Origin of the sequence: Intrasporangium calvum DSM 43043 (genome assembly GCF_000184685.1) — a bacterium.
Taxonomy (GTDB): Bacteria; Actinomycetota; Actinomycetes; order Actinomycetales; family Dermatophilaceae; genus Intrasporangium; species Intrasporangium calvum.
Genome location: NC_014830.1, coordinates 395,933 through 415,827 on the forward strand (window position 1 = coordinate 395,933; position 19,895 = coordinate 415,827).

Consider the following 19,895-nt stretch of genomic DNA (forward strand, 5'->3'; position numbering starts at 1 on the left):
GATCGCTCTTTCGATGCCGCGGGCTTGACCAGATCTTCAGCGAATCTTCCGCTGAAGCCATACGCTCGTTGCGTCCACTGGAGGCATACATCGAACGTCCCCTGAGGGATGCGTGGCTGGGGGACCGACACGAAGGAGTCGGGACATGGGAGCCAAGGACGGTGCACGGCCGGGTGTGAACAGACGCCTGCTCCTGCAGGGCGCAGTCGGCGCGGGGGGCCTGATCGCCCTCGGCGGGCTCGGCGCCGCGCGGTCGATGGTGTCCGCGGCTGCCCCGCCGGTCAAGGGTTCACTGAACAAGCTCTTCATCCCACTGCCCGCCCACGCGACCACTGAGCTCACAGCGGCGCCGGGCCTCACCGACCTCGGTGGGGGGTCGATGGGCATGGCTCTGCTCTACAACGGTCACCTGCCCGGGCCGACCTTCGTCGTGCCCAAGGGCCAGTTGGTCTCCGTTCCCTTCACCAACGGCCTCGACGCCCCGACCACGGTGCACTGGCACGGGCTCATCGTCCCGACCGCCGCGGACGGACAGCCGCACGACGCGATTGTGCCCAAGAGCTCCTACTTGTACCAGTTCACCGTCAACCAACGCGCGGGCATGAGCTGGTACCACCCACACCCCCACCTGGCCACGGCGAGCCAGGTCGCCTACGGACTGGCCGGCGGCTTCATCATCCGCGACGACGTCGAGGATGCGCTCAACCTGCCCTCCGATCCCTACGAGGTGCCGCTCGTCATCCGCGACGCCAACGTCGACAAGGCCGGCAACCTCAGCTACAACGGCAAGGCGTCCGGCTTCACCGGCAGCATCGCCCTCGTCAACGGGACCCGGGACGCCCAGCTCGAGGTCGACCGGACCTGGTACCGGTTCCGCATCCTCATCGGCTCGAACTCGAGACTCTTCAACCTGACGCTCTCCTCAGGAGCATCCTTCCGCCTCATCGGCAACGACGGCGGTCTGCTGCCGACGGCCGTGGACGTGCTCGCCATGGAGCTCAGCCCGGGCGAACGGGTCGACGTCCTCGTGGACTGCACCGGGATCGGCGCCGGGGAGACGGTGAACCTCGTCGACACCAACAGCGGCTGGACCCTGCTGCGGCTCACCGGGACGGGTGCCCTCAATGCACCCACCTCCGTCGGCCGGATTCCAGCGGATGGCGATGCGCTTTGCGTCGATATTCCGACGTTGGTCGCGCCGGCCGATGTCACGAGGCGCACGTTCTCCTTCGACGGGATGACGCGGATCAACGGCCTCGTCTACGACATGGACCGCATCTCCTTCGAGGTGCCAGAGAACACTGTGGAGGAGTGGGTCTTCCGCACGAACGGCAACGCGCCCCACCCGGTTCACATCCACGGCGCGTCGTTCCAGGTGGTCTCGCGGACGGGGGGCCGGCGCAAGCTCTTCGAGTGGGAGGCCGGGTGGAAGGACACGGTGCTCCTCCACGACCGCGAGACGGTCACCGTCCGCATCCGCTTCGACGGCGGTCATCGGGGTCGGTACCTCATGCACTGCCACAAGCTGGAGCACGAGGACGCCGGGATGATGCTCAACTTCATGGTCGTGGACCCGAACGCGCAGCTGGGAGCGAGCCCAGCGGCATACGACACGGCGGTGCCCGGGCCTCACGGAATGGCGGCACAGGGACACGTCAGCCACAAATAGACTGGCGGGCATGGTCTCCCCGCTCGTCGCGCTCACCCCGAAGGTCCAGTCCGCGATCGCCGCCGCCCTCGGTGACGACTTCCGCGAGGCGGACCCGGTGCTGCGCCCGTCGCAGTTCGCCGACGTGCAGGTCAACGCCGCCCTTGCCCTCGGCAAGAAGGTCGGCGCGGCACCCCGCGACGTGGCCGCGAGGATCGTCGCCGCCCTCGACCTCGACGGTGTCGCCGAGAAGGTCGAGGTGAGCGGGCCGGGCTTCGTCAACATCACGTTCAGCGACGCCTGGCTCGCGTCCCTCCTCGCCGACGTCGACCAGGACGACCGGCTCGGCGTGCCCGTCGAGGAGCCGCAGAACATCCCCATCGACTACTCCGCGCCCAACGTCGCCAAGGAGATGCACGTCGGCCACCTCCGCACGACCATCGTGGGCGACTCGCTCGCCCGGACCCTCGAGCACCTCGGCCACCACGTCATCCGGCAGAACCACATCGGCGACTGGGGCACGCCCTTCGGCATGCTCATCGAGCACCTCCTCGAGGTGGGGGAGGACTCACCCGAGGCGGAGCTGCTCGTCACCGACCCCAACGCCTTCTACCAGGCGGCCCGGGCCAAGTTCGACGCCGCCGAGCAGGCCGACCCCGACGGCAGCGCAGGCGACTTCGACATCCGGGCCCGCGCGCGGGTCGTCAAGCTCCAGGCCGGCGACCCCGAGACGCTCGAGCACTGGCACCGGCTCGTCGGGATGTCGAAGGTCTACTTCAACAAGGTCTACCAGGCGCTCGGGGTCACCCTCGGCGACGAGAACCTCGCCGGCGAGTCGACCTACAACCACCTGCTCGCCGACGTCTGCGGCGAGCTCGAGGCCAAGGGCCTGGCGACCGTCTCGGATGGTGCGCTGTGCGTCTTCCTCGACGGCTACACCGGGCGCGAGGGCAAGCCGGTGCCGCTCATCATTCGCAAGTCCGATGGCGGATATGGTTACCCCACAACGGATCTCGCGACGATCAAGTACCGGGTCGGCGACCTCGGAGCACACCGGGTGCTGTATGTCATCGGCGCCCCGCAGGCCCTGCACCTCAACATGGTGTGGGACACCGCACGGCTCGCCGGCTGGCTGCCCGACGACGTGACCCCGGTGCACATCCAGATCGGCAACGTCCTCGGCGAGGACCGCAAGATCCTCAAGACCCGTTCCGGCTCGTCGCTGCGGCTCATGGCGCTGCTCGACGAGGCCGTCGCCAAGGCGCGGGGACTCATCGACGAGACGCGGCCCGACCTGTCCGAGGAGGAGCGGGCGACGATCGCGCGGCAGGTCGGCATCGGCGCCGTGAAGTACGCCGACCTCTCGGTCGCCCACAACAGCGAGTACGTCTTCGACCTCGACCGGATGGTGTCGCTCACCGGCAACACCGGCCCGTACCTCCAGTACGTCGTCGCGCGGGTGCGGTCGATCTTCCGCCAGGCGGGTCTCGACCCGCTCACCCAGCACGCGCCGATCACCCTGGGGACGCCGCACGAGCGGGCCCTGGGTCAACAGCTGCTCGGCTTCGGGGACGTCGTCACCGAGGTGGGGGCGGAGTACGAGCCGCACCGGCTCTGCGGCTACCTCTTCGAGCTGGCCCAGGCGTTCTCGGCCTTCTACGAGAACTGCCCCGTCCTCAAGGCCGAGACGCCCGAGCTCCGCGAGTCGCGGCTGACGCTCAGTGCGCTCGTGCTGCGGACCATGGTGACCGGTCTCGACCTCCTCGGCTTGGAGTCGCCCGAGCAGATGTGAGCGTGGAAGCTGGCCCGTCCCCTGAGGCGGGCAAGCTTCCACAGTTCTCACGCTCATGCCGTATGCCGCTGGGCCGGCTTCCCAGCCGAAGCCGTCCCCTGCGTGGGGCCCGGTGGGATGATCGGCAGATGCGGTTCACGTTCGGGGACGTGGTTCTCGACACCGACCGGTTCCTCCTGGAGCGCGGCGGCGAGCCGGTGCACGTGCAGCCGCAGGTCTTCGACGTCCTCTCCCACCTGGTCCGCCACCGGGAGCGGGTCGTGCCGAAGACCGAGCTGCTCGATGCGGTGTGGGGCAACCGGTTCGTGACCGAGTCGACCCTGACGAGCCGGATCAAGACGGCCCGGCGCGTCGTCGGGGACGACGGAGCGCTCCAGCGAGTGATCCAGACCGTCCACGGCCGGGGGTACCGCTGGATCGCCGAGGTCGAGACGGAGGGGATCGGGCCGGGTGACGGACCGGACATCCCTCCCGACCCGCCGCTCCGCAGGGAGCAGCACATCCGCTTCTGTGAGGCGAGCGACGGTGTCCGGATCGCCTACGCAACGGTCGGGGAGGGTCCGCCGCTGGTTCGCGCAGCGCACTGGATCACCCACCTCGACTACGAGTGGCACAGCCCTGTGTGGCGCCACTGGATGGAGGGCCTCTCGCGCGGGCGGACGTTCATCCGGTACGACGAGCGCGGCTGCGGACTGTCTGACCACGACCCGGAGGACATCTCCTTCGAGTCGTTCGTCCGCGACCTCGAGACCGTCGTCGACGAGCTCGGGCTCGAGCGGTTCCCGCTCATGGGGCTCTCGCAGGGGGGACCCGTCGCGATCGAGTACGCCGTCCGCCACCCGGAGCGGGTCAGCCGTCTCATCCTCATCGGTGCGTTCGCCACCGGCCGCCTCGTCCGGGCCGGCACCGCGGCGGAGCTGCGCGAGGCCCAGATGCAGGGCGAGCTCATGCAGCTGGGCTGGGGGCGCGACGACCCGTCGTTCCGGCTCTACTTCTCGTCCACCTTCATGCCGGACGCCCCGCCGCAGATGTGGAGCGACTTCGCCGCCCTGATGCGGCGCACGACCTCAGCCGAGAACGCCCTGCGGCTCAACAACGTCTCCATCGCCATGGACGTCCGCGAGTCGGCGACGAAGGTCTCGGTCCCCACCCTGATCCTGCACGGCCGCCACGAGGTGCGGATCCCGTTCAGCCAGGGCCGGGAGCTCGCGGCCCGGATCCGGGGGAGTCGGCTCGTGCCGCTCGACACCCGCAACCACCTGCTCCAGGCGGACGAGCCCGCGTGGCGGCACCTCTTGCGGGAGATCGACGCCTTCCTCGCCGAGGACGAGTCCACGAGCCGTCCAGCAGAAGTCCACCGCTAGTCCGAGACCTTCGGGCCCATCCGGCGGATGGTTTCCCTCGAGCCGATCGAGAGGAACCACCGTGAACATCAGACGAGCAGGTGCGGAGGCCGGGAAGGAGCCCCGGACGGTCACCGCCGACGTCGTCGTCGTGGGGGCCCGCGTGGCCGGTGCCGCGACGGCCACGCACCTCGCCCGGGCCGGCCACGACGTCCTCATGCTCGACCGGGGGGCGTTCCCGAGCGACACGGTCTCGACCCACGTCATCGCGCGGTCCGGGATGGTCCTGCTCTCGCGGCTCGGCGTTCTCCAGCAGCTCGTGGAGGAGGGAGCGCCGCCGCTGCGCCGGGTGGAGTTCGCCAGCCGACTTGGCAGCGTGCAGCGCGACATCAAGGACCGCTACGGGACCGACTTCGTGCTGGCCCCGCGCCGCTACGCCCTCGACGACGTCCTGCAGCGAACGGCACTCGCGGCCGGGGCCCGGCTGCACGAGGGGTTCTCGGTCGACGTGGTGCTCACCGACGCGACCGGCAGGGCCATCGGGGTCCACGGGCACGATGAACGTGGGCCCGTCGAGGTGCGGGCGGCGCACGTCGTCGGGGCCGACGGGTTGAGCTCCCGGGTGGCCCGGTGTCTGGGGGCGCAGCCCACGGTCGTGCGACCGGCCTTCGGAGCGTGTCAGTACGCCTACTTCGCGGGCGCCTGGGACGCCGTCGAGTACCACCTCGGTGACGGCGTGTTCGCGGGTGTCTTCCCGACCCACGGCGGCGAGGCGTGTGTGTGGGCCATCACGCCGGAGGCCGTCGCACGGCGCTACCGGAATGGTCGCCGCGGAGGCCACGGCCATCCGACCCGTGGCGGCGCGGACGCCGCCTTGGCTCACCTGCTTCGGGACCGGCTCCCCGACCTCGCCGACCGCCTCGGGCCAGGTTCGCAGCAGGGTCCGGTGCGCGGAATGCTCCGGATGCCGAACCACTTCCGTCGGGCGCACGGACCGGGCTGGTCGCTCGTCGGCGACGCCGGCTACCACCGCGACGCCATCACCGGTCACGGGATCAGCGACGCCCTGTGCCAGGCGGAACTGGCAGCGGCAGCGATCGAGGCGAGTCTCCGCTGTCCTTCGCAGGAGGCCGAGGCCCTCGCCGACTACGAGGGCCACCGTGACCGGATGTCCCTGCCGATCTTCGAGACCACCGTCGCGCTGGCCGCCTTCCCCGACCAGTCGACGTTCATCGAGCTCCAACGTCGCCTAGCCGTCGAGATCGACGAGCTCGCCGAGGAGCTGTACGACCGCCCGCTCCCGGTCGGAGCACCAAACCACCCATCACCCGAGATGAAGGAAGCAGCTACCCATGTCCACTGAGACCGCACACCGCAACGGCGTCGACACGCCGACGCTCTTCGCCACCCTCGACGCCGTCAGGGAGACGCCTGCCGCGGCGCATTTCCAGTTCCGGGCACACAACGAGTGGATCGACGGGACGCACAGCCTGTCCCGGATCCACGACTTCTTCGGCGTCGGGGAGGAACGAACGCACGAGCGGGTGTTCACCTTCGATGCCGACCACCCGGCCGTCCTCGTCGGGAGGGACCGCGGGCCGACACCCGTCGAGCTCCTGCTTCACGCGATCGCCGCCTGCATCACCGCCGGGATCGCCAACATCGCGTCAGCGCGGAAGGTCACCCTGACCGAGGTCCGGTCGACGGTGCGCGGAGACATCGACCTCAACGGCATCCTCGGCCTGCAGGACGTCCGCAACGGCTTCCAGCACGTGACAGTGACGTTCCAGGTCAAGGGTGATGCCCCCGAGGCGGTGCTCCGCGAGATCGTGGAGCAGTCCCGACAGCGGTCCGCCGTCTACGACGTCATGGCGAACGGCGTCCCCGTCGACCTGCGAGTCGAGGTGGGCTGAGCGCAAAGGGGGGCCGAGCGCGTCAGGGGGGTACGCGCTCGGCCCCTCGGGCCTCACGTCCGGCTGGGACAGCGGGACGTGAGAGGCGGGGTCGGCGAGGGTCAGCCTCGGCCGAAGAGCCGGCCGAAGACGCCACCGGAGGAACCGGACGACTCCTTCGCGTGGCCCCCACACCGCTGTGCCTGGGGCACGTGGCGCATCACCTGGTCGACGTGCTGGCCGCAACCGGCCCAGGTGGTCTTGCCGCAGGTCCTGCAGTTGGCGGGTCGGCACATGTCATGTCCTCCTCGAGGTCTGTGTGACTCATCAGTCTATGTGAACGGAAATAGATACCCCAGGGGGTATGTTGGAAGCACTGTAGACCACGCCAACCGGGGCGCGCCAGTTGGCGCTGCCACACACCCTGAAGGAACCCATCCATGAGCACCCGAAACCTGACCTACGCCGACTTCGAGTCCGTCGTCTCCGCAGAGGGCATCGTCCTCGTCGACTTCTGGGCCTCGTGGTGCGGGCCGTGCCGCATGTTCGCGCCCGTCTATGAGGCCGCATCGGAGACCCATGCCGACATCACCTTCGGCAAGGTCGACACCGAAGCCGAGCAGCAGCTCGCCGCCGCGGCGCGGATCACCTCCATCCCGACCCTGATGGCCTTCCGCGACGGCATCCTCGTCTTCAGCCAGCCCGGGGCGCTGCCCGCCGCTGCCCTCGAACAGGTCGTCCAGGCCGTCCGTGACCTCGACATGGAGGACGTCCGGCGCCAGGTCGAAGCGCAGAGCGCAAAGGCTGACGCCTGACCCGACCGCGGACCAGACTGGGGTCGATGCCACCATCTGTGGCGCACCCCAACCAACCGAGCACGAGGAGCACAGCGATGGACCACGCGATCACCGTCACGACAGGCCTCCCCTTCGAGGCGGCCCTCCAGGCCACGCGCGAGCGGCTCTCCGAGGAGGGCTTCGGCATCCTCTCGGAGATCGACCTCGCCGGGACCCTCAAGGCCAAGATCGGCGCAGACCTTCCGCCGCAGGTCATCCTCGGAGCCTGCCGCCCGCCGCTGGCGCACGCGGCCATCCAGGCCGAGCCGTCGATCGGGGTCTTCCTGCCGTGCAACGTCGTCGTCCGCGTCGATGAAGCGGGCCGCACCGTCGTCCAGGCGATGAACCCCGACTTCATGACCCAGATCGCTTCCGGTGCGGCGCTGGCGGACGTCGCGGCGGACGCGAAGGCACGGATCACCAGGGCCCTGGACGCCGTCGCGGCAGCCCCGGTCAGCTGACCTGACGCACTACGTCACTGACCTGCCAGCTGAGTCAGTGGGTACCACTGACCCGCCAGCTGAGTCAGTGGGTACCACTGACCCGCGGGGCGGGTCAGTGACGTAGTCGCGCTGCCGGCACCCTCCGCTGCTCACGCCGGTCACCTTCCTCCACGGACGGCTCGCCCTGTGCCGTATGCCGCTCAGCGCGCTCCCGAGGTCAGGTGACCCTGGGAGCGCGCTCAGCGGCATACGGAAGGGCTTGTCGTCCCTCAGAGAAAGGCGCTGATTCCCGTCTCGGCTCGCCCGATGAGCAGCTTCTGAATCTGGCTGGTGCCTTCGTAGAGCGTCATGACCCGGGCGTCGCGCATGTACTTCTGGATGGGGTACTCGTCGACGTAGCCGTAGCCACCGAAGGCCTGCAGGGCGCCGTTGGCCGCCCGCACGGCAGCCTCTGACGCGAAGTACTTCGCCTTGGAGGCTTCGACGCCGAAGGGTTCGCCCCGTTCGATGAGGTCGGCTGCGCGCCAGGTGAGCAGGCGGGCGGCGTCCACGTCGACCGAGATCTCGGCGATGATCTCCTGGATCAGCTGGAAGGACGCGATGGGGCGGCCGAACTGCTTGCGCTCGGTCGTGTACTTCACGACTTCCTCGAGGCAGCCCTGGATGATGCCGGTGCAGCCCGCGCCGACGGACACGCGCCCCTTGTCGAGCGAGTGCATCGCGATCTTGAAGCCCTCACCCTCAGCACCCAAGCGGGCGGACTCGGGCACGCGGACGTCGGTGAGGAAGATCTCGGCGGTCGCCTGGCCGCGGAGGCCGAGCTTCCCGTGGATCTCCCGCGCCTCGAAGCCGGGCGAGTCGGTCGGCACGAGGAACGCCGAGACGCCCTTGGGGCCGTCGCCGCCGGTGCGGGCGAAGACGAGGCAGACGTCCGCCCAGGTGCCGTTGGTGATGAAGATCTTCTGCCCGTTGATGACGTAGTCCGAGCCGTCGCGCCGCGCTCGGGTCTTGAGGTTGCCCGGGTCCGAGCCGTTGTCCGGCTCGGTGAGTCCGAAGCAGCCGAGGAGCGTGCCGTTGGCGATGCCGGGAAGGTACTGGTGCTTCTGCTCCTCGGTGCCGTGCGACAGGATCACCTTGCCCACCAGGCCCATGGAGACGGAGACGATCCCGCGGACCGAGGAGTCGGCACGGCCGAGCTCCTCCATGCCGATGCAGTAGGTGATGTAGTCGCCGCCGAGCCCGCCGTACTCCTCGGGGATCGTCAGGCCGAAGAAGCCGATCTCGCCGAGCCTGGGGATGATCGCCGTGTCGACGGACTCGCGGCGGTCCCACTCGGCCCGGTGGGGGACGACCTCCTTGTCCAGGAACTCGCGCGCCAGCGCCTTGAAGCCGAGCTGGTCCTCGTTGAGGGACAGGTCCATGAGGGGGTCTCCTGATGACTGCGAAGGGATCGGGTCTGGCCGTGGTCAGCGGCCGTGGAAGGCGGCAGGGCGCTTGGACAGGAACGCGTCCGTGCCCTCGCGCTTGTCGTCGCTCTCGTAGAGGACCGCCTGGGCGAGCCGTTCGACGACCTGCCCGGTGCGTTGGTCGGCGTCCATGCCGGCCCGGATGACGAGCTTGGCCAGACGGGTGGCGAGCGGTCCACGGGCCGCGATGGTGGCGGCGACTGCCCGAGCGGCGTCCAGTAGCTGCTCTCCGGGTGCGACCTGCGTGACGAGCCCGATCCGCAGGGCCTCGTCGGCGTCGACCATGCGCCCGGTGAGGATGAGCTCGATGGCGCGGCCGGTGCCGACGAGTCTCGCGAGCCGCTGGGTGCCGCCAGCGCCCGGAAGCACTGAGAGCGCCGTCTCGGGGAGCCCGAAACGCGCTGTCTGCGAAGCGATTCGGATGTCGCAGGCCATGGCGACCTCGCACCCGCCCCCCAGTGCGTATCCGTTTACCGCAGCGATCGTGGGCTTCGGGAAGTCCTCGACGAGGTCGAAGAGGCGCTGGAGGTCGGAGTCGAGGGCTGTGGCCTTCGTGTAGCCGGCGACCTGGGAGATGTCGGCGCCGGCGATGAAGGCCTTCTCACCGGCGCCGGTGAGGACGACGCTGTGGACGTCGTCGTCACCCCTGGCCTGGTCGAGTACGGTCCGAAGGTCGTGCTGGACCTGGCGGTTGATCGCATTCCGCACGTCGGGGCGGTTGAAGGTGACGAGCAGGACGCCGTCGGTCACCTCCGTGAGGAGCGTCTCGAGGCTGGCGTATGCCGACCCAGGGGTTGCTCCGCCCCCCGTGCTCCCGACTACCCGCGTGGCTGGGTTCTGTGACTCCATGCTCACACCGCCTCCAGCAGGAGGGCGCCGCCCTGGCCGACCCCGACACACATGGTGGCGAGGGCCCGACGTACGCCCCGGTCGGCGAGCTCCACAGCCGCCGTGAGCGCCAGCCGGGCACCACTCATTCCGAGGGGGTGTCCGAGGGCGATGGCGCCACCGTTGGGGTTGACGTGCTCCGCGTCGTCCGGGAGGCCGAGCGCGCGGAGCACGGCGAGCGACTGCGAGGCGAATGCCTCGTTGAGCTCGAAGAGGTCGATGTCCCCGACCTCCAGCCCGGTCCGAGCCAGCAGGGCCTTGACCGCGGGGTCGGGTCCCATTCCCATCACGCGCGGCTCGACCCCGACCGAGAGCGAGGTGGTGATCCGGGCCAGCGGCGTGAGTCCGTAGCGCGACACCGCCGCCTCGGACGCGACGAGGAGCGCTGCTGCTCCGTCATTGACCCCCGACGCGTTGCCTGCGGTGACGCTGCCGCCGGGGAAGATCGGCCGCAGGTTGGCGAGGGCCTCGAGCGACGTGGTCCGGGGGTGCTCGTCGGTGTCCACGACGCTGACGGCACCCTTGCGGCCCTGGATCTCGACGGGAACGATCTCGCGCGCCAGCCGACCGGAGGCGATCGCTTTCGCCGCCCTCTCCTGGGACCGCAGCGCAAACGCGTCCTGGTCCTCGCGGGAGATGTCGTACTCGTCGGCGACGATCTGTGCGGTGCCCGGCATGGAGTCGGTGCCGTAGCGCTCATCCATGCGCGGGTTGACGAACCGCCAGCCGATCGTCGTGTCGTGTACCTCGGCCCGGCGCGACCATGCCGAGTCGGGCTTCGGCATGACCAGTGGGGCCCTCGTCATGCTCTCGACCCCGCCGGCGATGACGAGGTCGGCGTCACCGGCCCGAATCGCTCGTGCGGCGGCTCCGACGGCGTCCAGACCAGAAGCGCAGAGTCGGTTGACGGTCAGGCCAGGCACCTGGACGGGAAGTCCTGCGAGCAGCCCGGCCATGCGAGCGACGTTGCGGTTGTCCTCCCCCGCCTGGTTCGCGCAGCCGAGGATGACGTCGTCGACGCGGCCCCAGTCGATGGCCGGGAAGCGGTCGACGAGCGAAGAGACGGCGTGGGCAGCGAGGTCATCGGTGCGCACGGGAGCCAGCCCACCGGCATACCTGCCAATGGGGGTGCGGACACCCGCGACGAGATAGGCGGTGCTCACGACGTCTCCCCGAAGCGGTCACGGAGCTGGAACTTCTGGATCTTGCCGCTCGCGGTGCGGGGCAGGGCATCGATGACCTCCAGCCGCTCGGGCCAGTACTGCTTGGCGATCCCCTTCTCCTTGAGGAGGACCTGCATCTCCTCGAAGCTCAGCGTCGAGCCCGGGGTGAGCGTGACCACCGCAGCCGCGCGCTCCTGGAGCCGCGGGTCGGGCAGGCCGACGATGGCGACGGACTCGATCCGCGGGTCCTCGTACAGGGCGTTCTCCACGTAGGCGACCGGGATGTTCTCACCACCGCGGATGATGACGTCCTTGGTGCGGCCGGACAGCTTGACGTAGCCGTCCTCGTCGATGATCGCGAGGTCGCCGGTGTCGAACCAGTCCCCCTCGAAGCTGTCCTGCGTCATCTTCATCCGGTTCGCGTAGCCGACGAAGAGGAACGGTCCCTGGACCTGGAGGCGGCCCTCCGTGCCCGCGGGTACCGGCACGCCGTCGAAGTCGACGGTCCGGATCTGCATGCCGGGCCAGGGGTAGCCGTCGGTCTCGACGACCTTCTCCTCGGGGTCGCCCGGGATGCCGAGGGTGACGAGGGCGTTCTCGGTCTGGCCCCAGCCGCCGAGCACCGCCATGCTCGGGAGGAGCTCCTTGGCCCGCCTCACCAGGGCGCGGGGGATCGGGGCGCCCATGCAGCAGAACCGCGACAGCGTGCTCATCGGGTGCTGGTTGACGTCCGGCACGGACAGGACGTCGTGCAGGAACGGCGTCGCGGCCGACGTGTAGGTGATGCCGTGTCGCTCGACGAGGCCGATGAACTCCTTGGGGTCCCAGATGTCCTGGAGAATGCCCGTGGCGCCGTTCTGCACGGGCAGCCTTGCGCCGTAAAGGAATCCGGTCAGGTGGGCCAGCGTCGAAGCCATGTGGATGACGCTCTCGGTGGAGATGCCGAGGCGCTCTGGAAGGGGGTTGTTGGCAGCGACGACGGTGTTGTGCGAGTGCATGACGCCCTTGGGCTCACCGGTGGTCCCGGAGGTGAAGATGAGCAGCGTCACGTCGTTGGGGTCGGGCCGCAGCGCGGCCAACTCGGCGGGGTCGCGCCGCTCCTCCCATGGCGTCGACATGAACACCTCCCAGGAGGCGGGCGCCTCGGGGCCGCCGACGACCAGGATGTGGTCGAGGGCCGGCCAGTCGGGCTTGAGCGACTCCACCAGCGAGACGTGGTCGAAGCCCCTGAACTCGCGCGGGACGACGATGAGCTTCGAGCCGGCCAGCCCGACCATGAACGCGACCTCTCGCTCCCGGTAGATCGGGATGAGGGGGTTGCTGATCGCGCCGATCCGCGTGCAGGCGTAGTGCAGGACCACCCAATCGATCCAGTTGGGCAGCTGGAACGACACGACGTCACCCGGCTCGATGCCCAGCTCGAGAAGCCCGAGCGCGCAGCGGTCGACCTCGGCGCGGAGCTCCGCGTAGGTGACTTGACGACGGGAGTCGATGAAGGCCACCTTGTCCGGTGTGCGCTCGGCCCACTCGTCGAGGTAGTCGGTGATGAGGCGGTTCACCCAGAACCCGCCATCGGTGTACTTCGCGATCAGCTCGTCGTTGAGGCGTGTCTCGAAGGTCATGGTGGTCCGTTCAGCTCATGGTCAGGCCGCCGCTGATGCTCAGCGTCTGGCCCGTCACGTATACGGAGTCATCGGAGGCGAAGTAGGCGACTGCGCCCGCGACGTCGGAGGGCTGGCCGAGGCGGCGCAGCGGGATGGCCTTGGTCAGGGCGTCGCGCAGGCCCTGGTTGTCGCCGGCGAACTCGGCGAAGAGCTGCGTGTCGGACGGGCCGGGACAGATGACGTTGACGCGCACCTGCTTGCGGGCCATCTCCCGCGCCGTCGACTTCGTGAAGGCGATGACACCGCCCTTGGCCGCCGAGTAGACCGCCTCGCCGGACGAGCCGACCCGGCCGGCGTCGCTGCTGATGTTGACGACCGACCCGGAGCCCTGCTCCGCCATGATCGGCAGGACGGCCTTCATCGTGTTGAGCACGCCGTAGAGGTTGATCCCGATGATCTTCGGCCAGAGGTCCTGGTCGAGGTCGAGGAACGGCGCGGCCTTGTCCCAGCCGGCGTTGTTGACGAGCACGTCGACGCGGCCGAACCGGTCCTTCACGTCGGCGACCATCGCGGCGACGGAACCGTAGTCGGACACGTCGCAGCCGAGCCCCAGGGCGGAGCCGCCGAGCTCGGTGGCGGTCTGCTGGGCGCCGTCGGCGTTGACGTCGGTGACGACGACGACGGCGCCTTCGGCGGCGAGCCGCTCGGCGATGCCGCGGCCGAGTCCGCGGGCGGCGCCCGTGACGATGGCGATCTTGCCTTCGAGCCTGTTCATGGTGGTTCCTTCGTGACGTGGATGGGGTATGCCGCTGGGCTGGCTTCGCGTCAGGGCGCGTACTTCCGGCCCAGCAGGTTTCGTGAGATGACGAGCTTGGAGACCTGTGCCGTGCCGTCGCCGATCTCGAGGCCGATGACGTCGCGGAGCCGCTGGCCGACCTTGTGCTCCGAGGAGTAGCCGATGTGCCCGATGGTGAGCAGGCACTGGTGGATCACGTCGGCGGCGAGCTTGGGGGCCCAGAACTTCGCCATGGCCGCCTCGGCGCTGTGCTCCTGGTCGGTGTCCTTGCGCCAGAGCGCCTCGAAGCACACGTGGCGGGCGCCCTTGAGGTAGGTGGCCGCCTCGGCGAGCGGGAACGACACTCCCTGGAAGGTGCCGATCGGGGCGCCGAAGGCCTCGCGGTCCCGGGCCCACTGGATCGCCTCGTCGAGGCTGGCCTGCGCGGCCCCGATGCAGAGCAGCCCGATGATGGCCCGGGAGTAGTCGAAGCCCTGCATCACCGAGACGAAGCCGGCACCCTCCTCGCCGATGAGGTCCGCGCGGCTGACCGGGGTGCCGTCGAAGTGGAGGCTGGCCCGGCCGATGGCCCGGCTGCCGAGGTCGTCGAAGGCGCTGCGGCTCACCGAGGGGTGGTGCAGGTCGACCCAGAACGCGCTGACCCCGCGGGCGCCGGGTCCGCCGGTGCGGGCGAGGACGACCGCGCGGTCCGAGGCCATGCCCAGGGTGATGGACGTCTTCTCGCCGTGCAGCGTCCAGCCGGTCGCGTCGGCGCTCGGGGTGGCCTTGAGCTCGAGACTCGCGGCGTCGGTGCCGTGCCCGGGCTCGGTGATGCAGATGCACGGGATGGTCTCCCCGGAGGCGATGCCGGGCAGCCAGGCCGCCTTCTGCTCGTCCGTCGCGTTGCGCACGATGATGTCGCTGATCAGCGCGGTGTTGATGATGAGGTAGCCGGCGTTGAAGTCCTCGCGCCCCACCTCCTCCGCCGCGATGCCCGCGATGACCGCGGTCGCCTCCTGGCCGCCGTACTCCTCTGGAATGCGCAGCCCGGTCAGCCCCATGGCCGCCATGTCGAGGGCGAGCTGGCGCCGGAACTCCGCCGCCTTGTCGTCGGACTGGTAGTGCGGGGCGAGCGTCTTGACCGCGAACTTGCGCACCTCGTGGGCGTACGTGTCCTGGTCCTCGTCGAACGCGTAGTGCATATCGATCCTTCGTGACGGAGCGGCGGTGGGGGAGAGGAGGGGTCTCGGCACTCAGTGCCAGTTGACCTTGCTGCCGAAGTCGGGCTTGCGCTTCTCGGCGAAGGCCGCGGCGCCCTCCATGCCCTCCTCGGAGGCGACGAAGATGTCGAGCGCGGTCATCGCCATGTTGGAGAAGCCGGCCTGGTGGTCGGTGTCGGCGTTGAAGGACTGCTTGAGGAACTTGATCGCCGTCGGGCTCTTGTCGGAGATCTCTGCCGCCCAGGACTTGGCCTCGGCGAGCAGCTCGGCGGCGGGGACGACCTTGTTGACGAGGTTCATCGCCAGTGCCTCCTGGGCGTCGTAGATCCGGCACCAGTACCAGATCTCGCGCGCCTTCTTCTCCCCGACGACGCGGGCGAGGTAGGCCGAGCCGAAGCCGGCATCGAAGGAGCCGACCTTGGGGCCGGCCTGCCCGAAGCGGGCCGTGTCAGCGGCGATGGAGACGTCACAGAGGACGTGGAGGACGTGGCCGCCGCCGACGGCGACACCGTTGACGGCAGCGATGACCGGCTTGGGGATGTCGCGAATCAGCTTGTGGAGGTAGCCGATCTCGAACATGCCGGACTCGCTGGGGCCGTAGTCGCCGGTCTCGGCGCGCTGCTTGACGTCACCACCGGTGCAGAAGGCCTTCTCGCCGGCGCCGGTGAGGATGACCGAGCGCACCTGGTGGTCGGCCCAGGCGCTGCGGAAGGCCTTGATGAGCTCGTCGACCGTCTTGGCTCGGAAGGCGTTGTAGCGGTCGGGGCGGTTGATCGTGACGATCGCGGCACTGTCCTCGACGACGTAGGTGATGTCCTCGTAGTTGCTCATTCGCCTGCTCCGTTGCTTGTTGAATGGACGTTCATTCATTAATGTAGGAGGAGAGCGCTTCTTCGTCAATGGTCTGACGGGGTTCGGCGAAGGTGCCGGGCGGCTCCGTTCCCCAAGGAGGAGCAACGAGGTGGCAACCGCGGTCACGCGCCAGGAGCGCATGCAGCGCCGCCGGGTGGAGATCATCCAGGCCGCGGTCGAGCTCTTCCAGGAGCTCGGGTTCCACGCGGCCACCACTCATCAGGTGGCCGAGCGAGCCGGCCTGAGTGTCGGCCTGATCTACCAGTACTTCGGCAACAAGGAAGACCTGCTGCGCTCCGTCATCGTCGACATCCTCGGGCAGTTCCGGGACCGGATCCCGTCGGCCATAGCGGCGGCCGGTCCCGACCCCGTGGCTCGTCTCCGGGCGGGCTACCGGGCCTACGTCGACGTCATCGACGAGAACCGGGAGGGCGCGCTGCTCACCTACCGCGAGGGCCTCACCCTGTCGCCGGACGGCCGCGACGAGATCAAGAAGCTCGAGATCGAGACCGCCGCGCCGCTCCGGGACGTCATCCTCGAGGGGATCGCGTCAGGCGCCTTCACCGACGTGGACGCCGAGCTCGTGGTCCACAACCTCGTGCTCACTGCCCATGGCTGGGCACTGAAGCACTGGCGCCTCGCGAAGACCTACGACGTCGACGGCTACGCCGACCGTCAGCTCGATCTGCTGCTCCGCGCCATCCGCCCCTGACCAACTCGAGTGTGCAGTTCCTGCCGAAGTCGACGGCAGGAACTGCACACTCGAGCTGGGGTGGGCAGGGGGCCGCTACTGCACGCGTTCCCATCCGCGCTTCGGCGCCCGGGTGCCCACCGCGGTTCCCTCGCGCTCGTCCTTGCTGCGGTAGACGATGTAGGGCCGGGTGACGTAGCCGAGCGGGGCCGAGAAGACATGGACCAGGCGGGTGAACGGCCACAGCGCGAAGAGGAAGAACGCGACGAGCGCATGCAGCTGGAACCCGAGCGGGGCGTTGGCCATGAGCCCGGGATCGGGCTGGCCGTAGAAGATCTGCCGGAACCACAACGAGACGCTCTCGCGGTAGTTGAACGCGTGCCCCTCGCTGCCGCCGAGCCCGAAGATGCTCGAGGCGATGGTGTTCCACATGCCGAGGACGATGACGAGGGCGAGGAAGAAGTACATCGTCTTGTCCATGGGCGTCGTGGCGGAGAAGACCGGACCCACGGTGCGCCGGCGGTAGATGAGGATGACGAGTCCCGCAAGCACCATGAGGCCGGAGATCATCCCGCCGATGACGGCGACCCAGTGGTAGAGGGTCTCGCTCATCCCCACGGCCTCGGTCCACGACTGCGGGATGACCAGCCCGATGACATGGCCGCCGACGACGCCGAGCAGCCCGAAGTGGAAGAGCGGCGAACCCCACCGCAGCATGCGTGACTCGTAGAGCTGCGAGCTGCGGGTCGTCCAGCCGAACTTGTCGTAGCGGTAACGCCACCAGTGGCCGACGACGAAGACCGCCAGGCAGATGTACGGGAAGATCACCCAGAGAAAGGTGCTCATGACGGGGCTCCTACGCGGATCGTGCTGCCGAGGGAGACGGACTCGGTAACGCGGGTCGTCGGGGGGGACACCGGGGCCAGCGCCCCGGATGGGTTCGGATGCCGCTCGGCCGGGTTCTCGGTGAGGCGTGGGTCGAGCGCGTAACCGTCCAGACCGACCTCCTCCTGTGGTGGGCCTGCCTCGATGAGGCGGGCGACCGCAGTGAGGCCGTCGCCGTCGAGCTCGGGCAGCGTGGCGCGGAGGGCCTCGATGACCGCTGACCACGGTGAGGTCCGGTCGTCCAGGGCGACCTGGAGCATCTCGATGCCGGCCCGGTAGTCGCCGAGCAGCTTCCACGCCGCCTCACGGTCGGCGGTCGCGCCGAACTCCAGGACCACCCCGAGGTGGTCGGGCAGCTCGTCCGCGGACAGCTCGACCCCCGACTTCTGGAACGCCTGCTTGAACTGCACGAGCGCCACGCCACGACGTCGGGTGTCACCGAACGTGAAGTACGTGAGGTAGAGGCAGCACTTGCGGGTGTGGTCGAACGTCTCGACGTACTCGCGTTGGACAGCCTGGAGGGGCTGGGAGGCCACGTGGTCGAGGAAGGAGGTGAGCGGCATACGGACGGCGTCGGGAAGCGGAGCGATGGCGCGGCGGATGAGCGGGTGCCGGCCGACGGACTCCTCGCTCGGGTAGTCGAGCAGCAGGGAGACCGCCTGCCACGCGGCCTGCAGGTGGTCGTCGCGCAGCCGGGACGACTGGGACTTCGCGAGGCGCCGGAACGGGTTCATCGGTCCTGCTTCTTCCGGTGCGGGAACAGGCCCCGCGGGGCCCCCTTGCCATCCCAGTTGAGCAGGTTGACGCGGCCTCGCTTCGAGCCGCCGGCCACCAGCTCGTCGGACTTCTGGCGCTCCTCGAGCATCCGGAAGTTCTCGACCGCGACGGGCGTCAGGTCGCCAGATCCCTCCCCGAAGATCCCCGTCGTCGGCTCGTAGTCGAAGTCCACGGGACACTCGGTCGCGAGCTCCTCGAGGCCGTGGGCCTGCTCGACGTGGGCCGTCGGGATGACGTAGCGGTCGTCGTACTTCGCGATCGCGAGGAGGCGGAACATCTCGTACATCGACTCGGCGTCCATGCCGACCGCCTCGGCGATCGAGGCGTCCGGGTCCCCGCCGAGGTTGATGTCGCGCATGAAGGAGCGCATCGCGGCGAGCTTGCGCAGCACGTCGTTGACCGGCTCGACGTCGCCGGCCGTGAAGAGGTTGGCGAGGTACTCCACCGGGATGCGCAGCGCCTCGATGGCCGCGAAGAGGTTGCCCTTGTCCTCGGCGTCGAAGCCGGTGTCACGCACGACGTCCACGACGGGTGACAGCGGCGGGATGTACCAGACCATGGGCATGGTGCGGTACTCCGGGTGCAGCGGCAGGGCCACCTTGTAGTCCTGGATGAGTCGCCGCACCGGGGACTTCTTCGCCGCCTCGATCCAGTCGAGCGGGATGCCGGCCTGCTCGGCCGCGTGCGCCACCGCTGGATCGTTGGGATCGAGGAAGACGTCACGCTGGGCCTCGTAGAGGTCGTGGTCGTTCTCGACCGAGGCCGCCTCGAGCACCTTGTCGGCGTCGTAGAGCATGAGGCCGATGTAGCGCAGCCGGCCGACGCACGTCTCCGCGCAGACCGTCGGGATGCCGACCTCGATGCGCGGGTAGCAGAAGGTGCACTTCTCGGCCTTGCCGGTCTTGTGGTTGAAGTAGACCTTCTTGTAGGGGCAGCCGGACACGCACATCCGCCACCCGCGGCACTTGTCCTGGTCGACGAGGACGATGCCGTCCTCACTGCGCTTGTAGATGGCCCCGCTCGGGCAGCTCGCCGCACAGCTCGGGTTGAGGCAGTGCTCGCAGATCCGCGGCAGGTAGAACATGAAGGTCTGCTCGAACTCGAACTTCACCTTGTCCTCGATGCCCTTGAGCATCGGGTCCTTGGCGGCGTGCTCGAGGCTCCCGCCGAGGTCGTCGTCCCAGTTCGCCGACCACTGGATGTTCATCTGCTTGCCGCTGATGAGCGACTGCGGCCTCGCGACCGGGAACGTGCTCGACGCGGGCGAGCTGAGCAGGGTCGCGTAGTCGTAGGTCCACGGCTCGTAGTAGTCCTCGATCGAGGGCAGCTTGGGGTTGGAGAAGATCGTCGCGAGCTTCTTCCACCGTCCGCCGGCCCTGAGCGTCAGGCGCCCGTTGGCCTTGCGGACCCAGCCGCCCTCCCAGGTCTCCTGGTCCTCGTAGGTACGGGGGTAGCCGAGACCGGGACGCGTCTCGACGTTGTTGAACCAGACGTACTCGGTGCCGGCGCGGTTGGTCCACGCCTGTTTGCACGTGACGGAGCACGTGTGGCAGCCGATGCACTTGTCGAGGTTCATCACCATCGCCATCTGGGCCATGATCTTCATTGCTTGCGTCCTCC

The 19,895-nt window shown here is 69.0% G+C and carries 19 protein-coding genes; 8 read left to right on the forward strand and 11 right to left on the reverse strand.

Annotated elements, in window-relative coordinates:
- Positions 1–145: 145 nt before the first annotated feature.
- The 5 genes from INTCA_RS01880 to INTCA_RS01900 all read left to right on the forward strand — a co-directional run bounded on the left by INTCA_RS01880 (position 146) and on the right by INTCA_RS01900 (position 6,696).
- Positions 146–1,669, forward strand: a complete 1,524-nt coding sequence (locus INTCA_RS01880; protein WP_013491237.1) for a multicopper oxidase family protein — start codon at positions 146–148, stop codon at positions 1,667–1,669.
- 10 nt (positions 1,670–1,679) lie between these two features.
- The gene (argS, locus tag INTCA_RS01885) at positions 1,680–3,440 is read left to right on the forward strand and encodes an arginine--tRNA ligase (protein WP_013491238.1); all 1,761 of its coding nucleotides are present in this window, start codon (positions 1,680–1,682) and stop codon (positions 3,438–3,440) included.
- 128 nt (positions 3,441–3,568) lie between these two features.
- Complete coding sequence (locus tag INTCA_RS01890; RefSeq protein ID WP_013491239.1) at positions 3,569–4,804, forward strand: alpha/beta hydrolase; 1,236 nt, start codon at positions 3,569–3,571, stop codon at positions 4,802–4,804.
- A 61-nt stretch (positions 4,805–4,865) separates the two neighbouring features.
- Positions 4,866–6,146 (forward strand): NAD(P)/FAD-dependent oxidoreductase, encoded by a 1,281-nt coding sequence (locus INTCA_RS01895; protein ID WP_013491240.1) that lies wholly within the window; start codon positions 4,866–4,868, stop codon positions 6,144–6,146.
- Positions 6,136–6,696, forward strand: coding sequence for an OsmC family protein (locus INTCA_RS01900; protein ID WP_013491241.1), 561 nt, complete (start codon positions 6,136–6,138; stop codon positions 6,694–6,696). Before INTCA_RS01895 ends, INTCA_RS01900 begins: the two co-directional genes overlap by 11 nt.
- A 101-nt stretch (positions 6,697–6,797) precedes the next feature.
- Here INTCA_RS01900 and INTCA_RS19740 read toward each other — a convergent pair whose 3' ends face one another.
- Positions 6,798–6,971: a hypothetical protein gene (locus tag INTCA_RS19740; protein ID WP_013491242.1), complete on the reverse strand. Its 174-nt coding sequence runs from the start codon at positions 6,969–6,971 to the stop codon at positions 6,798–6,800.
- A 144-nt stretch (positions 6,972–7,115) separates the two neighbouring features.
- Between INTCA_RS19740 and trxA the strand changes: the two genes are divergently transcribed.
- Both trxA and INTCA_RS01910 read left to right on the forward strand, forming a co-directional pair.
- Entirely contained in the window at positions 7,116–7,490 is a 375-nt protein-coding gene (gene trxA, locus INTCA_RS01905) for a thioredoxin (RefSeq protein ID WP_013491243.1), read from the forward strand.
- 77 nt (positions 7,491–7,567) lie between these two features.
- Positions 7,568–7,972 carry a DUF302 domain-containing protein gene (locus INTCA_RS01910; RefSeq protein WP_013491244.1) on the forward strand — a complete coding sequence of 135 codons (405 nt, stop codon included), beginning with the start codon at positions 7,568–7,570 and terminating at the stop codon, positions 7,970–7,972.
- 251 nt (positions 7,973–8,223) lie between these two features.
- Here the strand turns inward: INTCA_RS01910 and INTCA_RS01915 are convergent, their stop codons facing one another.
- The 7 genes from INTCA_RS01915 to INTCA_RS01945 are packed head-to-tail and all read right to left on the reverse strand — an operon-like array spanning position 8,224 to position 15,901.
- Complete coding sequence (locus tag INTCA_RS01915) at positions 8,224–9,375, reverse strand: acyl-CoA dehydrogenase family protein (protein WP_013491245.1); 1,152 nt, start codon at positions 9,373–9,375, stop codon at positions 8,224–8,226.
- A gap of 45 nt (positions 9,376–9,420) precedes the next feature.
- Complete coding sequence (locus INTCA_RS01920) at positions 9,421–10,269, reverse strand: enoyl-CoA hydratase/isomerase family protein (protein ID WP_013491246.1); 849 nt, start codon at positions 10,267–10,269, stop codon at positions 9,421–9,423.
- Between the two features lie 2 nt (positions 10,270–10,271).
- On the reverse strand, positions 10,272–11,471 hold the full coding sequence (pcaF, locus tag INTCA_RS01925) for a 3-oxoadipyl-CoA thiolase (protein WP_013491247.1): 1,200 nt from the start codon (positions 11,469–11,471) through the stop codon (positions 10,272–10,274).
- Positions 11,468–13,093 (reverse strand): AMP-binding protein, encoded by a 1,626-nt coding sequence (locus INTCA_RS01930; RefSeq protein WP_013491248.1) that lies wholly within the window; start codon positions 13,091–13,093, stop codon positions 11,468–11,470. The genes pcaF and INTCA_RS01930 overlap by 4 nt, the downstream gene beginning before the upstream one ends.
- A gap of 10 nt (positions 13,094–13,103) precedes the next feature.
- Positions 13,104–13,850 carry an SDR family NAD(P)-dependent oxidoreductase gene (locus INTCA_RS01935; RefSeq protein ID WP_013491249.1) on the reverse strand — a complete coding sequence of 249 codons (747 nt, stop codon included), beginning with the start codon at positions 13,848–13,850 and terminating at the stop codon, positions 13,104–13,106.
- A 50-nt stretch (positions 13,851–13,900) separates the two neighbouring features.
- Complete coding sequence (locus INTCA_RS01940) at positions 13,901–15,052, reverse strand: acyl-CoA dehydrogenase family protein (RefSeq protein ID WP_013491250.1); 1,152 nt, start codon at positions 15,050–15,052, stop codon at positions 13,901–13,903.
- A gap of 51 nt (positions 15,053–15,103) precedes the next feature.
- Positions 15,104–15,901: an enoyl-CoA hydratase-related protein gene (locus tag INTCA_RS01945; protein WP_013491251.1), complete on the reverse strand. Its 798-nt coding sequence runs from the start codon at positions 15,899–15,901 to the stop codon at positions 15,104–15,106.
- A gap of 130 nt (positions 15,902–16,031) precedes the next feature.
- Here INTCA_RS01945 and INTCA_RS01950 point away from each other — a divergent pair, with 130 nt between their 5' ends.
- On the forward strand, positions 16,032–16,634 hold the full coding sequence (locus INTCA_RS01950; RefSeq protein ID WP_013491252.1) for a TetR/AcrR family transcriptional regulator: 603 nt from the start codon (positions 16,032–16,034) through the stop codon (positions 16,632–16,634).
- Positions 16,635–16,709: 75 nt separating this feature from the next.
- Here INTCA_RS01950 and narI read toward each other — a convergent pair whose 3' ends face one another.
- The 3 genes from narI to narH are packed head-to-tail and all read right to left on the reverse strand — an operon-like array spanning position 16,710 to position 19,881.
- Positions 16,710–17,459 carry a respiratory nitrate reductase subunit gamma gene (gene narI, locus INTCA_RS01955; RefSeq protein WP_013491253.1) on the reverse strand — a complete coding sequence of 250 codons (750 nt, stop codon included), beginning with the start codon at positions 17,457–17,459 and terminating at the stop codon, positions 16,710–16,712.
- Positions 17,456–18,232 (reverse strand): nitrate reductase molybdenum cofactor assembly chaperone, encoded by a 777-nt coding sequence (gene narJ, locus INTCA_RS01960; RefSeq protein ID WP_013491254.1) that lies wholly within the window; start codon positions 18,230–18,232, stop codon positions 17,456–17,458. Before narJ ends, narI begins: the two co-directional genes overlap by 4 nt.
- Positions 18,229–19,881 carry a nitrate reductase subunit beta gene (gene narH, locus INTCA_RS01965; protein ID WP_013491255.1) on the reverse strand — a complete coding sequence of 551 codons (1,653 nt, stop codon included), beginning with the start codon at positions 19,879–19,881 and terminating at the stop codon, positions 18,229–18,231. Before narH ends, narJ begins: the two co-directional genes overlap by 4 nt.
- Positions 19,882–19,895 lie beyond the last annotated feature (14 nt).